This window comes from Undibacterium sp. FW305-107 (genome assembly GCF_058788535.1).
The window spans coordinates 304,163-316,733 of the sequence record NZ_JBYTAV010000007.1; the positions used below are offsets into that span (position 1 = coordinate 304,163).

The 12,571-nt window shown below is 52.9% G+C and carries 13 protein-coding genes; 7 read left to right on the plus strand and 6 right to left on the minus strand.

Annotated features, from left to right (window positions below; translation table 11 throughout):
- The first annotated feature begins 266 nt into the window (after positions 1-266).
- Entirely contained in the window at positions 267-2,192 is a 1,926-nt protein-coding gene (locus AC3WQT_RS17450) for a reverse transcriptase family protein (protein WP_492705515.1), read from the plus strand.
- An 89-nt stretch (positions 2,193-2,281) separates the two neighbouring features.
- On the opposite strand, the gene AC3WQT_RS17455 is transcribed toward AC3WQT_RS17450, so the two are convergent.
- The 3 genes from AC3WQT_RS17455 to AC3WQT_RS17465 form a co-directional block, all read right to left on the minus strand.
- Entirely contained in the window at positions 2,282-2,971 is a 690-nt protein-coding gene (locus AC3WQT_RS17455) for a tetratricopeptide repeat protein (RefSeq protein WP_492705517.1), read from the minus strand.
- Between the two features lie 365 nt (positions 2,972-3,336).
- The gene (locus AC3WQT_RS17460; protein ID WP_492705518.1) at positions 3,337-3,807 is read right to left on the minus strand and encodes a cache domain-containing protein; all 471 of its coding nucleotides are present in this window, start codon (positions 3,805-3,807) and stop codon (positions 3,337-3,339) included.
- Between the two features lie 242 nt (positions 3,808-4,049).
- Entirely contained in the window at positions 4,050-4,814 is a 765-nt protein-coding gene (locus AC3WQT_RS17465) for a creatininase family protein (protein ID WP_492705519.1), read from the minus strand.
- A 521-nt stretch (positions 4,815-5,335) separates the two neighbouring features.
- Here AC3WQT_RS17465 and AC3WQT_RS17470 point away from each other — a divergent pair.
- The gene (locus AC3WQT_RS17470) at positions 5,336-5,689 is read left to right on the plus strand and encodes a DUF1428 domain-containing protein (RefSeq protein ID WP_492705521.1); all 354 of its coding nucleotides are present in this window, start codon (positions 5,336-5,338) and stop codon (positions 5,687-5,689) included.
- A 409-nt stretch (positions 5,690-6,098) separates the two neighbouring features.
- On the opposite strand, the gene AC3WQT_RS17475 is transcribed toward AC3WQT_RS17470, so the two are convergent.
- Positions 6,099-7,010 (minus strand): LysR family transcriptional regulator, encoded by a 912-nt coding sequence (locus AC3WQT_RS17475; RefSeq protein ID WP_492705523.1) that lies wholly within the window; start codon positions 7,008-7,010, stop codon positions 6,099-6,101.
- Positions 7,011-7,132: 122 nt separating this feature from the next.
- Between AC3WQT_RS17475 and AC3WQT_RS17480 the strand changes: the two genes are divergently transcribed.
- From AC3WQT_RS17480 to AC3WQT_RS17490, 3 genes are all read left to right on the plus strand, one after another.
- The gene (locus tag AC3WQT_RS17480) at positions 7,133-7,897 is read left to right on the plus strand and encodes an SDR family oxidoreductase (RefSeq protein ID WP_492705525.1); all 765 of its coding nucleotides are present in this window, start codon (positions 7,133-7,135) and stop codon (positions 7,895-7,897) included.
- A 32-nt stretch (positions 7,898-7,929) separates the two neighbouring features.
- The gene (locus AC3WQT_RS17485) at positions 7,930-8,142 is read left to right on the plus strand and encodes a tautomerase family protein (protein ID WP_492705527.1); all 213 of its coding nucleotides are present in this window, start codon (positions 7,930-7,932) and stop codon (positions 8,140-8,142) included.
- A gap of 336 nt (positions 8,143-8,478) precedes the next feature.
- Positions 8,479-9,183, plus strand: coding sequence for a glutamine amidotransferase (locus AC3WQT_RS17490; RefSeq protein WP_492705529.1), 705 nt, complete (start codon positions 8,479-8,481; stop codon positions 9,181-9,183).
- 47 nt (positions 9,184-9,230) lie between these two features.
- Here the strand turns inward: AC3WQT_RS17490 and AC3WQT_RS17495 are convergent, their stop codons facing one another.
- A complete protein-coding gene (locus AC3WQT_RS17495; RefSeq protein WP_492705530.1) occupies positions 9,231-10,133 on the minus strand; it encodes a LysR family transcriptional regulator in 903 nt (300 codons plus the stop codon).
- Positions 10,134-10,267: 134 nt separating this feature from the next.
- Here AC3WQT_RS17495 and AC3WQT_RS17500 point away from each other — a divergent pair, with 134 nt between their 5' ends.
- Positions 10,268-11,131 (plus strand): MBL fold metallo-hydrolase, encoded by an 864-nt coding sequence (locus tag AC3WQT_RS17500; protein ID WP_492705532.1) that lies wholly within the window; start codon positions 10,268-10,270, stop codon positions 11,129-11,131.
- An 84-nt stretch (positions 11,132-11,215) separates the two neighbouring features.
- Positions 11,216-11,614: a nuclear transport factor 2 family protein gene (locus AC3WQT_RS17505; RefSeq protein WP_492705533.1), complete on the plus strand. Its 399-nt coding sequence runs from the start codon at positions 11,216-11,218 to the stop codon at positions 11,612-11,614.
- 11 nt (positions 11,615-11,625) lie between these two features.
- Here the strand turns inward: AC3WQT_RS17505 and AC3WQT_RS17510 are convergent, their stop codons facing one another.
- Positions 11,626-12,492: a LysR family transcriptional regulator gene (locus tag AC3WQT_RS17510; RefSeq protein ID WP_492705535.1), complete on the minus strand. Its 867-nt coding sequence runs from the start codon at positions 12,490-12,492 to the stop codon at positions 11,626-11,628.
- Positions 12,493-12,571 lie beyond the last annotated feature (79 nt).

Genomic DNA, 12,571 nt, shown 5'->3' on the forward strand with positions numbered 1-12,571 from the left:
ATGCATCACTGAGTTTCTCTTCACTGTGCCGGAAACGACTACCGGCGTGATGACGATGTGGATTCCGTGAACCCCATCACGCCGGTAGTCGTTTCCGGCGTCGAGTGGAGCCTCTCAGTCTGAAGGCTCTTCGATGAGCTTCCTGCCGCTTTCCCTTCTTTTGTCTGGCTCACCGTTTTTGGTTTATTTGGAAAACGTGAATTCTTTTTGTACTTGCTGATATTTTGTTGATATCAGCGGGCAAAAAGAAAACAGAGACCAGCGTCATGACACAACAACAGCAACCGTCTGCACAGAGCGCATCTGACAAACCCTTGTCACAGATGACGCGCGATGAATTGTATGCCCACCTGCGCACGACCACCAAAGATGCCGTGGTCTTGCAAGAGATGCGCCGTCTTGGCTTCTGGCCTGCCGACAGTGGCAAGCCATCTGTGACCGACGAACTCATCACGCGTGAAGCAGAGCTCAGTAAAGAGTTGAATGACTTGACGGCCCAGTTACGCCGTGTCCAGGACCCCAAGGCTGCCCTGCGCGACATGCGCAAGCAACGCATGGCGGCAGCCAAAGAAAAACGCGAACTGACCAAACAAAAGCATGCACAATTGCGGCACGCCAGGGCACTGGCCTGGCAAGAAAAACGCAAGAACGATATTGGCTATCTGGGTGAAGGCGTTTCCACGGGCTTGAACTACACCAGCACGAACACGGACAAGCTGGCCCGTTATCAATTACCTGCACTGCAAAAGTCCCTGGACCTGGCAACCGCGATCGGCATACCGCTGGCGGAATTACGCTTCATGAGTTTCCAGCGCAAGGTCAGCCAGGTCAGCCACTATCAACGCTTCGCGATTCCCAAAAAGACCGGCGGCCAGCGTTTTATCTCTGCCCCCATGCCGCGCCTCAAGCGTTGCCAGTATTGGGTGCTGGATCATATCCTTGCCAAGGTGCCTTGCCATCCTGCTGCACATGGTTTCTTGCCGCAACATTCCATCCTCAGCAATGCCTTGCCGCATGTGGGGCAAGCCGTGGTCATCAATCTGGATTTGAAAGATTTTTTTCCCAGCATAGAATATCCACGCGTCAAAGGCGTGTTCAAATCCCTGGGTTATGGCGACCAGATTGCGACCCTGCTGGGTTTGCTGTGTACTGAACAGGCGACAGAAGAAGTACGGGTAGACAAGCAAAAATATTTTGTCGCGGGTAAAAAACGCAGCCTGCCACAAGGCGCGCCATCCAGCCCCATGATCACGAATATCTTGTGCCACACCCTCGATAAACGCCTGCATGCCGCAGCGACCAAGCTGGGTTTTGTGTACACCCGTTATGCCGATGACCTGACGTTTTCCAGCAAGCAAAAAGAACGCCCACCTGTTGGCAAACTCCTGTGGCGCGTCAAGCAAATCATCGCTGATGAAGGTTTCACCCTGCATCCCGACAAGCAGCACATCATGCGGCACAGTCAAAAGCAGGAGGTCACCGGCATCGTCGTCAATCATAGCCCGACTATCGATGCCAAGACCCTGCACCGCTTCCGCGCCACCTTGCACCAGGTAGAAAAGAATGGCCCGGCTGGTTACCACTGGAACGGCAATACCGATGTGCTGGGTGCGCTGGAAGGTTATGCCCGCTATGTCTGCATGGTCAACCCGATAAAAGGCAAGCCATGGCTGCAACGCATCAAGACATTGCGTGCGCAACACGCAGCACAAGCATCTTCACCTGCACGCACCGCAAGACCAACGCTACGCCAGCAAGTTGCCAGCGGCAAGACGCCGCAAAGAGCAAACGGCCTCGACTGGTGGCAGGTGCAGGAAGCCGCCGCACCTGTTCTGGAGCAAACGGCACAGCAAGTGGCGGAAGAGAAGAAGGCTGTCAAGCAAGCCGCGAAAGAAGAAAAGAAAGCTGCTGCATCTGGCGCTAAAGAGGCCAGAGAGCAAAAAGCCGCCAGCAATGAAGACGCAAACAACTACACCATCGCAGAGCAAAGTAAAGTCAACGGTCGCCGTTACGGCAAAATATTCAGCGCAGCCTTCCAGCTCTTTTTATGCGCCATATTCTCAGCCAATCTGCACAGTGTTTATCCACTGGCCTTTGGCGTTGCACTGATCGCACTCAGCCTCATCACAGGCCGCAGCAGGCTGGTGTGGGTCATGCTGATGCTGGCTGTCAGTGTAATTTTATTGAGGTGAGTAGTCTGGCAGGTTGCGCCGTGCGAGCGGTTTTTGATAAACAGCAATCGTATTTTTAAAAATGGTGCGCACGGCGTACCTGACACCCATCATTTGCGACCAGCAAAAGCGCTGTTGAGGCGCTTGACCAGGTCGCGGTTCATGGCTTTGGTATCGCTGTTCCAGTGTCTCATGTTTTGCTGGATTTCTGCGTATTGCGCATCGGCGATACCTTGCTCACCTGCCTGCAAGGCCCAGACTGCATATTCAACACGGGTGTCCATGCTGCCAAAGCGGGCTACGGCGTCGGCAAAGGTAGCGCCAGCTTCTTGCTGGCGGCTGGCGCTGGCATAGGCTTTGCCCAGCAACAGCGCTTGCTGTTCTGGCCTGTGATTGGGCTGGTCTTTGCGTACTGCCTCGAGCAAAGTGATGGCCTCATCAGCTTGTCCATGCAGGATCTTTGCTTCTGCGGCATTCATACGGATGACGGCGTCACTGGCAAAAGGCCCTTGCAGGCAGATGTCATATTGTTGCACTGCCTTGGCAGTATCACCGGCATCCAGATAGGCATTTGCCAGACGCATCTGGTTTTGTGCTGTCGGCACCAGATCAAAGGCTTGCTGCGCTTCACGCAGTTCGCGGCCAGGATTCAAGCTTTTAGCGGCAGCGATCACGGTCTTGCGCATGCCGCGCTCCAGACGTGACTCCGGCAGATAGATCGCAAAGAAATACACTACGCTGCCCAGCAAGGGGAACATGAATAAAATCATCAGCCAGTACATCTCGCGTCTGTTACGCATTGCGTGTACTGCAAAAAACAGGGCGATGAGAAAATGAAAACCTGCTCCGATATATGGCATAAAAATAAATGGTAAAAAAATTGAGGGTAAATATGTCCCGTAAATCTGGACTGGATATACGCAGTCAAAGCGCGTGCAGATCAGGATGGAACAGAGAGGTAAAAGAACACAAACAATCGGGCCGTGGCTTGGCCGGGCCATATTTTACCATCACACAGCGAAGGGGATTTGATTGCTGCGACTGGTCGCGCCGCAAAATATCACGACCAGTCTGGCAGCAGGAAGCTTGGTAATACAAACACGACGCAAATGCAAAACAGAACAAAAGCAGAACATCGGCAAGATAAAAACGGTGCTGCTGTCTTTTATTTATAGATGCCGCAGGCAAAATAAATCTCGTCTACCCGTTCTACATAGGTACTTTTTTGTTCCAGCGCCTTGGTCACAGGATTTGGCCATTTGTAGTCAACCCAGCCTTTGCCTTCTTTGCTACCCGCCACTTCATTGATTTTCTTGACGAAGAAAACGCCATCGCCATCACGCAATTCACCCAGGGGTTTGCCCAGCAATTTAGAGTTGCCGCCATGGGCCAGGGTCACGCCGCCGGGTTTGACCGTGCCGGCAAACACATACAAATCCTTGTAGATGAATTGCCCTTTTGGGTCGTTGACTGCGGCATAGGTTTTTTCAGGGCCATTGGCTTTATAGTAGGCGATGACTTTTTTGATCATGTCAGTCGCTTCTTGTGCTGTGGCATGTTCAGCAGCGAACGCTGCGCCCTGAGCTAGCAGGGACAAGGATAAAGCCAGGAAGATGCTTTTGAAAAAGTGTCTCATGATGTCTCCGGTAGGTGTTTTTATGCGTGACCAGGCGTTTTGATCAAATTTTTGACCAAGTGTTTGATCAAATTTTTGACATTAGGCAACAACGAATCCAGAGTAGGCTTTGCAGGCAGGTTTTGCAATGCAAAGACCACACTTTTTCCATCAGCACTCAGCCACGAGGAAAACAATACCAGATTTCCGTGCGGAAATGTTGATGATTTTTTCAGCAGCTTTGTGAATCAATGTGACAGCTGTCAGGCAGGTTTTTGTTCTGCACTAAACAGCTTGATATCGCTCAATAATCCCGCCACGGCAGTATCGATGATCTGCTGCCCCAGCTCTATCGTCGCCAGACTGGAGTCGGCACCAATGCGGCCATCCGGGAAACGGGCGCGGTAATCGAGGGCATCAAGGATAGGGCCAGTCGGCGGGATTTTTGGTGTCAGCTCTACCTGGCGTACCTGATCCGGGTAAGCCGCATAGGTGACGGCAATTTCTGATGGCGTCGCATGCGAGCCATGGCCCACCGGGAACATCTGGTTGCACAGCGTGATGACGCCGGGCAAGTCCCACCAGTTTTTCAGTTTCAGTGTCAGTGGGCAGGTTTTGTTGTTGTACGAGTAGTGCGAATAAATTTGCGAGAAAGCCGCTTCGATGGTGGCGATATTGCCGCCGTGGCCGTTCAAAAAATAAATGTGGTCGAAACCATGGCGCGCCAGCGACAAGACCCAGTCCTCAATCGCTGCCATGAAGGTCGAAGGCCGCAGCGAAATCGTACCGGCAAACCCCAGGTGATGCTGCGCCATGCCGATGTTGAAGGTCGGTGCCAGCATCATGGCCTGGCCGTTTTGCCGGGCGACTTTTTCGGCAGCGGTGGCGATGATCTCAGGACACATCCAGTCTGTACCAAGCAAGCCCATGGGGCCGTGCTGCTCATTCGAGCCTATGGGAATGATGACGGTCTTGGAGTCAGCCAGAAATGCCGTGATTTCGGGCCAGGTGGAGTAGGCGAGACGCATGGGGTTTCTTTCAAATCGGGGTGGGCTGTGTGGTGTTGATTCGCCCGCGGTGGGTTTGGTACAGACGACAAAATTCGCAAGGCATCATCTTGCCGCAAATTTTGAAAATCGCCAAATTTTTTTATCTCACGCATCATCGCATGGGTTGCGACGGGATAGAGGGTTAAGGGAATCAGGAATCAAGTTAAGGGAATCAGGAATCAGGTTAAGGGAATCAGGAATCAGGTTAAGGGAATCAGCCGGGCCAGTTCTATGCCAGGTCAGTGCTGGTACAGTATTGGCACCAGTTTTGCACCAGACTGATCTGATGCTTGAACGGGATTAACAGGATATTTGCGCAGGGCAAGTCCGGTAAAAAATGCAGATCGTCTGATGTCAAAAAAACTTAACATCGGTCGAAAACTTTGGACTAGAATTCAGCCACAGCGACAAATGCCGCTGCGCATTTTGTAGCTGTGGATAGCCCAGGAATCCATCAGCTCCATACTCTCAACAACCCTCGCCAGACCAGGAGTTTTGCCATGAAATACATCGATGGATTTGTACTCGCTGTCCCCAATGCCAACCGTGAAGCCTACCGTCTGTATTCGGAAAAAACTTCACCGGTTTTCAAGGAATACGGCGTGCTCAGCATCGTCGAATGCTGGGGCGACGATGTGCCACCCGGCAAGCTGACTTCTTTCCCACTGGCCGTGCAATGCAAGGAAGATGAAACCGTAGTCTTTTCCTGGATGACCTGGCCATCGAAAGAAGCGCGCAATACCGGATGGGAAAAAGCCATGGCGGACCCACGCCTAAGCCAGGAAGCCAACCCCATGCCCTGCGACGGCAAGCGCATGATTTATGGCGGCTTTGAGGTGATGGTGGAGTTGTGATTTGTTGAGTTGATGCCGGGTTCAGAATATGTTCGGTATAGGGCATGTAGGTTGAACGCGTAGGTTGAGCCGCGCTTGGTAGGTTGGGCTACGGGTTATCAGCCCAACACTCGGCCTCAACCAACGTATACGTCTTTTAAATGCACAGTGTTGGGCTGATGAAACGTATCCCAACTTGCGGTGCTGAATCCTGCTTTTAAATACCTGTAAGCAGTATTTAGGATTGCAGGCCGGTGGTAGACCAGCGGCTACTTCCTTTTCTTGGCGAGACAAGAAAAGTGAGTAGCTGTCGGGCTACCCCCGACCTATAATCTCAAATGCTGTTTGCAGGCAATTCAGAACAGATCCCAAAAATCATCTTTTCACTTTTAAGAATATGCGAATTGAAGGTCTGAAATCTGCATTATCGTTATGCTTGCAAAACCCCAAACTTCTCCTCATACAAACCCACCAACCAGTCCACAAACACCCGCACACGTGGCGATAACTGGCGGCGGTAGGGATAGAGCGCAGTAATTGGCATGGGCGGGCTGTGCCAGTCGGCCAGCACTTCTACCAGACGGCCATCGTGCATGGCGTCGGCGATATGGAAGCGGGGTAGTTGTATCAGGCCGCAGCCGCTTTCAGCGCAGGTGACATAGTTCTCGGCATCGTTGACTGTCATCCAGCCGCTGACATCAAATTCTTTTACCTGACCATCGATATTCAGCACGATGGGATAGTCTATCGCAGTCGTGCTGGAAAAGAACCTGACGGCCTGGTGCAGCATTAAATCATCCGGATGATGCGGTGTGCCAAACTTGGCCAGGTAAGCCGGGCTGGCGCAAATCACTTGCGGCATCATCGCCAGACGGCGCGCTACCAAAGTTGAATCACGTGGGTTGCCGCCGCGTATCACACAATCCACACCTTCGCGCACCAGATCGACGAGGCGGTCACCACTGCTGACGACCAGCTCTATGCCGGGATAACGGTCGCGAAACTCATGTATCCGTGGCAGCACCACTTGTGTCGCATGGGTGCCGTGCATATCCATTCGCAAGACCCCACGCGGATTGGCGGCCACATGCCGCATCGATGCTTCGGCATCATCAAGTTCACTGATGATATGCACGCAGCGCTCATAAAAAGCCTGACCGTCGAGGGTAGTGCGCACCTGGCGCGTGGTGCGTTCCAGCAGGCGCGTGCCCAGGCGGGTTTCCAGTTGCTTGATGGCATGAGTGGCACTGGCCCGTGGCACGTCCAGCATATCCGCCGCCCGGCTGAAACTGCCGGTTTCAACGATACGGGTGAATAGCTGCAGGGTGTCCAGTTTGTCCATGATTGTTGAGCTGGGTTGAATTATGTTCTGAGTGTATCAGTATTTATCTTGTTGGGTTGAATGGTTAAAGTGTGTTCCAGACAGGCGAGCTAGCCTGGACTAACTGGATCAAGGAGAGAATCATGAACAAAGAAATAAATAAGGAAGCAACCAAGGGAGCAACCAAGACAGCCATCGTCACCGGTGGTTCACGCGGCATAGGCCAGGCCATATCCCTGCGTCTGGCAGCGGATGGTTTTGCTATCGTCGTCAATTACGCTGGCAATGCTGCCAAGGCGCAAGAAACCGTCAGCGCCATACAGGCAGCCGGGGGCAAGGCGATAGCGGTGCAGGGCGATATCAGCCAGCCCGAAGACGTGACGCAATTGTTTGCCAGGGCGAAAGAAGTATTTGGGCGCGTAGACGTGGTCGTCAACAGTGCTGGCAGTATGACCATGACTACCATCAATGGCAGCAACCTGGATGCGTTTGACAAAGTCATCGCCACTAATTTGCGCGGCGCGTTTTTAGTGCTGGCGCAGGCGGCACAGCACGTAGAAAAAGGCGGCCGTATCATCGCTTTGTCCACCAGCGTGATTGCCAAATCCTTTCCTGCCTATGGCCCGTATATCGCCAGCAAGGCAGGTGTCGAAGGTCTGGTACATGTACTGGCCAATGAATTGCGCGGGCGTGACATTACCGTTAACGCAGTGGCTCCTGGCCCGGTCGGCACGGAATTGTTCTTCAATGGCAAGACCGAAGAGCAGGTCAGCAACATCGCCAAGATGGCACCGATGGAACGCATAGGCACCCCAGCCGAAATTGCCTCTGCCATCGCCTTTCTGGCCGGGCCCGATGGTGCCTGGGTAAATTCACAAGTATTGCGTGTTAACGGCGGCTTCGCTTAAACAATAGTCACTTATTTTTAAAGGAAAAAATCATGCCATTTGCTAATTTTAAATTCCCTGAAGGCATCATCGATGCCAGCCGCAAAGAAGAAATCATCCACCGCACCACCGCCATGTTTGTCGAGTATTTCGGCGAAGGGGTACGGCCTTACTCCATGGTGTTGGTGGAAGAGGTGACCGATGGTGGCTGGGGCCGGGCCGACGAGACTTTGACACTGGAAAAGATGGGGATGAAGGGGAAGTGAAGGGGGAACTGTAGGTTGGGCTACGCTTCATCAGCCCAACACTCGGCCTCAACCAAGGTATACATCATTTAAGCGCCCAGTGCTGGGCTGGTAAAGCGTAGCACAGCCTACAACGCATAGCCTAAGGAGGCCCGGCCCAACCTGCGAAATTTCTCTCATCCCGACGCATCAATATGACACAGCGCATTTTGAATTTACTAAATTCAAGACTATATTGTTTATTGGACTTACACTAACTTGTCCATACAGGTGTCCACAGCGCAAGTATCAGGTGGCGCTAAAATGGGAGCTGCACCAGCAGGAACAATGTAAGCAAGGTCATATTGAGGAGCCAGCATGAAAACCGCCCTGATCATCCACCATGTCGCTTTTGAAGATGCAGGCAGTTTTCTTGCCCTGCTGAAAGAGCAGGATTTTGCCATCCAGGAAGTCAATGCCTGCACCCAGGGCTGGGCTGCGCTGGATCCGCTGGCGGCCGATGTTTGCATCGTGTTGGGCGGCCCCATCGGAGCCTATGAAGATGACAATTACCCTTTCTTGCTGCAAGAGGTGTATTTCTTGCAGCAACGCCTGCATGCAGACTTGCCCACGCTGGGTATTTGTCTGGGGGCGCAAATCATGGCGCGTGCGCTCGGTGCCAGTGTCTATCCTGCGGCTGACAAAGAGATAGGCTGGTTGCCGCTCAAGATGACGAACGAGGGCAAGGACACACCAGTGCGGCATTTTGATGCAAGGCATTGCAATATGTTCCACTGGCATGGCGATACCTTTGATTTGCCGCAGGGCGCGCAATTGCTGGCATCGAGTGAGGCTTGCCAGAACCAGGCATATAGTTGGGGCAAGCATGGGCTGGCATTTCAATGCCACCCTGAAGTCACGGCATCAGGGCTGGAGGCCTGGTATGTTGGTCATGCCTATGAAATGGCACATGAGAATTTATCGGTAACACAGATGCGCCAGCAGGCCGCTGCCCATGCGCTGGACCTGGCACATCAGGCACGCTTGTTTTTTACCGAATGGCTGAGGGTGTGCGGGGTGTGATGCTGATTTAAGAAACGTCATAGCGCAAGTCTTTGTCGTTCAGTTACTCACCACGGTTGGCTGGAAAATTCCTCCACCAAAAAATCCAGCAAGGCACGCACAGCAGGCGACAAGTGGCGGCGTGATGGGAAGAGGGCGTAGATGGTCATGGGCGGTGCCGTCCATTCCGGTAAGATGATTTGCAAATCACCCTTGTCCAGATGATCACCCATGAGATAAGTCGGCAACAGGGTAATGCCTGAGCCGGCCAGCACAGCCTGCAATAACACGGTTGCGTCGTTAGCACTGAAGTGGCTGGCGATATCGATTTGCACTCTCTCATCCCCACGCTCATTCCCACGCACAAAGCGCCAGGTATTGCGGCCATAATTGGCATGGCTTAAACAGCGGTGCGTGGGCAAGTCTTGTGGATGCTGCGGCAAACCCGCCTGCCGCACATAGGCAGGCGCCGCCACCAATACCGAATCGCAGATAGCCAGTGGCCGCGCGATCAAGAGCGGGTCAGGTTCGCTGCTGATGCGTATCGCCAGGTCTATGCGCGCTTCGACCAGGTTGACGGTGCCATCACCGACATGCAAATCTATCTTCAGCAATGGGTGCAATGCCAGGAACTTGCTGATGACACGCGCCAGGTGACCAAAGGCAAACGAGGTACTGCAAGTCAGGCGTAATTGCCCGCGCAATTCTGCGTCATCGCTGCGGGTTTCTTCTTCAATATTCTCCATCAGCGCCAGCATTTGTTGGCTGCGGCGCAGGCATTGTTCACCCGCATCAGTCAGCGTCACGCTGCGTGTGGTTCTTTGTAGCAGGCGGGCACTGAGCCAGCTTTCCAGCTCACTGACATAGCGCGTCACCATGGCACGCGACATGTCCAGCTTGTCTGCCGTGGCACTAAAGCTGCCACTGGTCGCCACCTCGCAAAACACTCGCATTGCTGTCAGTCTGTCCATGATTTATATGCCATTTGCCCGAATATTGAAACAGTTATGTGCATTTTAGCTGGTTTATCTGACTAAAAAATGAAATTACACTGCAAGCACTGAATCAATACAGATTCAAAACCCCTTAAAATCTGGAGCCCACCATGCTGCGCACTACCATCCTGGCCACTACCCTCGCTGTCACTTTCGCCTCTGCCGAGGCAGCAACGCCCTTGCAAGTCAAAGTCTATAACGCTGACGGCAACAGCTTTAACGTTAATTCCACCCTGGTTTACGGCGAAAAAGAAGCCATGGTCATCGATGCCGGTTTCACCCGCGCCGATGCCTTGCGTATTGCCGCCAATGTGCTCGATAGCGGCAAGCAACTCAAAACCATACTCGTCAGCCAGGCTGACCCTGATTATTACTTCGGTGTAGAAACCCTCAAAGAAATCTTCCCGCAAGCCGATGTTGTCGCCACTCCAGCCGTGCTGGAAAAACTGACAGCCAAAGTCGCAGGCAAAGTCGCCTTCTGGGGCCCAAAAATGGGTGCGAATGCACCACGCACACCGGTCTTGCCGAAGGCTCTGAGCGGCAATAGCTTGACCGTTGATGGTCAAGTGGTCGAATTACGCGGCAACCAGGGCCTGCTGGCACACCGCCCTTATTTCTGGATACCCTCCATCAAAGCCATCGTCGGTAACATAGGCGTATTTGGTAACCTGCATGTGTGGACAGCAGACACCCAAACCGCAGCAGAACGCAGCGCCTGGGTAGCGCAACTCGATGAGATGGCGGCCCTGCAACCTAAAATCGTCGTGCCTGGTCATATGAAGTCTGGTACTGCGGTTGATATCAGCGCAATCACTTATACCAAGGCTTATCTGCTGTCGTTTGAGAAAAATGCAGCGGCCACCAAGACAGGTGCAGAGCTGATTGATGCCATGAAAAAAGCCTATCCTGATGCGCCACCTGGCTTGTCCCTGGATATCGGTGCCAAGGTAAATAAGGGCGAGATGAAGTGGTGAGTTTGTTTATTTAATTCACTAGACAGTCTCTAAGCATGGCGAACGATGGTTCGCCATGTTGCTACCTGCGAAGCGTAAAAAAATATGAGTAACCTCGATATCATCAAAAGCACATACGAAGGCAAGAGCTCGGAAGAAAACGGCAAGAACCTCCAGCACTATCTGGCTGCGGACGCCCGTTGGACAGAAGCAAAAGGCTTCCCCTATGCGGGAACTTACACAGGCTTTGCCGACATAGAAAAAAATGTCTTCTACCGTCTCGCCTCAGAATGGCTAGACTACAAATTCACAGTAGAAGATTATGTCGCCAGCGGTGACAAGGTCGTGGCCTATGGTACGTACAGCGGCATGCACAAGGCGAGCCAGAAATCCTTCACAGCCAGAGTCGCCCATCTATGGCAATTAAAGGATGACAAGATCATCCGCTTTGAGCAGTTTGTTGATAGTCTCACCGTTGTCGCGGCAATGACTTCGCAGCAATGACTTAGCACGCACTACACTCCACGCTTTGCGCTCAATGCCTGCATAATCTCATTCGCCAGACACTCCGCCGCAGGCGAATTATTTTTTCGCCCCTTGATGAGTACAATATCCAGCGGCGCTATGGGTTTCAGACCTTCCGCCTTGCCCAGTCGCACCAGATGCGCGGGCACGCTGCATTCAGCCAGGGCCGCAATCGCCAGGCCTGCTTCCACCATCGCCAGTATGCCCAGCAGGCTGGGACTGCTATAGGTTGAGTAATAGGGGCGGGTGCTTTTTTCCAGCGCGGCCAGGGTATGTTCGCGGGCGACGCAACCTTTTTCATATAAGGCTACCGGTAGCGGATTTTTCTTCCATGCGGCATGTTTTTCTGCAGCCACCCAGACCATGGATTCACGGCGTATGAAGGCCCCATCCAGATCTTCATCGCGGGTGACAAAAGCCAGGTCGATCACACCTTTCTTCAACAAGGGTTTCAGCAAGACACTCTGCAGGCACACCAGTTCTATTTCAACACCGGTGAACCTTTTTGAAAACCTCTCCAGCACGGCTGGCAGTAACGAGGACACATAATCATCAGGGGAACCCAGCACCACCTTGCCCACTACTTCTTGCGTGCGCAAGGCGCTTAGTGCGGCCTGTTCTGTCTGCAATAGCTGGCGCGCATAGGGCAGCAGGGTTTCACCTGCCAGCGTCAGGACTATGCGCCGGGTATGCCGTTCAAACAGGGGCTGGCCCAGGCTGGCTTCAAGTTTGCTGATCTGCATGCTGACTGCCGCCTGTGATCTGTGCACAGCTTCTGCCGCGCTGACAAAGCTCAGGCGTTCTGCCGCCAGCACAAAGGTGCGCAATTGGCTAAGGTTTAATTCAGGGAAGCTCATGATTCATATTTTCGAAAGTATGACTTCAATTTAATCAGCTTGTCTGATGTATGGATAAAATCCATGATAGCGCAATAAT

Bases quoted from the DNA above. Each gene is read 5' to 3' on its own strand.
- AC3WQT_RS17450 (WP_492705515.1), top strand. From the start codon at position 267: ATGACACAACAACAGCAACCGTCTGCACAGAGCGCATCTGACAAACCC.
- AC3WQT_RS17455 (WP_492705517.1), bottom strand. From the start codon at position 2,971: ATGCGTAACAGACGCGAGATGTACTGGCTGATGATTTTATTCATGTTC.
- AC3WQT_RS17460 (WP_492705518.1), bottom strand. From the start codon at position 3,807: ATGAGACACTTTTTCAAAAGCATCTTCCTGGCTTTATCCTTGTCCCTG.
- AC3WQT_RS17465 (WP_492705519.1), bottom strand. From the start codon at position 4,814: ATGCGTCTCGCCTACTCCACCTGGCCCGAAATCACGGCATTTCTGGCT.
- AC3WQT_RS17470 (WP_492705521.1), top strand. From the start codon at position 5,336: ATGAAATACATCGATGGATTTGTACTCGCTGTCCCCAATGCCAACCGT.
- AC3WQT_RS17475 (WP_492705523.1), bottom strand. From the start codon at position 7,010: ATGGACAAACTGGACACCCTGCAGCTATTCACCCGTATCGTTGAAACC.
- AC3WQT_RS17480 (WP_492705525.1), top strand. From the start codon at position 7,133: ATGAACAAAGAAATAAATAAGGAAGCAACCAAGGGAGCAACCAAGACA.
- AC3WQT_RS17485 (WP_492705527.1), top strand. From the start codon at position 7,930: ATGCCATTTGCTAATTTTAAATTCCCTGAAGGCATCATCGATGCCAGC.
- AC3WQT_RS17490 (WP_492705529.1), top strand. From the start codon at position 8,479: ATGAAAACCGCCCTGATCATCCACCATGTCGCTTTTGAAGATGCAGGC.
- AC3WQT_RS17495 (WP_492705530.1), bottom strand. From the start codon at position 10,133: ATGGACAGACTGACAGCAATGCGAGTGTTTTGCGAGGTGGCGACCAGT.
- AC3WQT_RS17500 (WP_492705532.1), top strand. From the start codon at position 10,268: ATGCTGCGCACTACCATCCTGGCCACTACCCTCGCTGTCACTTTCGCC.
- AC3WQT_RS17505 (WP_492705533.1), top strand. From the start codon at position 11,216: ATGAGTAACCTCGATATCATCAAAAGCACATACGAAGGCAAGAGCTCG.
- AC3WQT_RS17510 (WP_492705535.1), bottom strand. From the start codon at position 12,492: ATGAGCTTCCCTGAATTAAACCTTAGCCAATTGCGCACCTTTGTGCTG.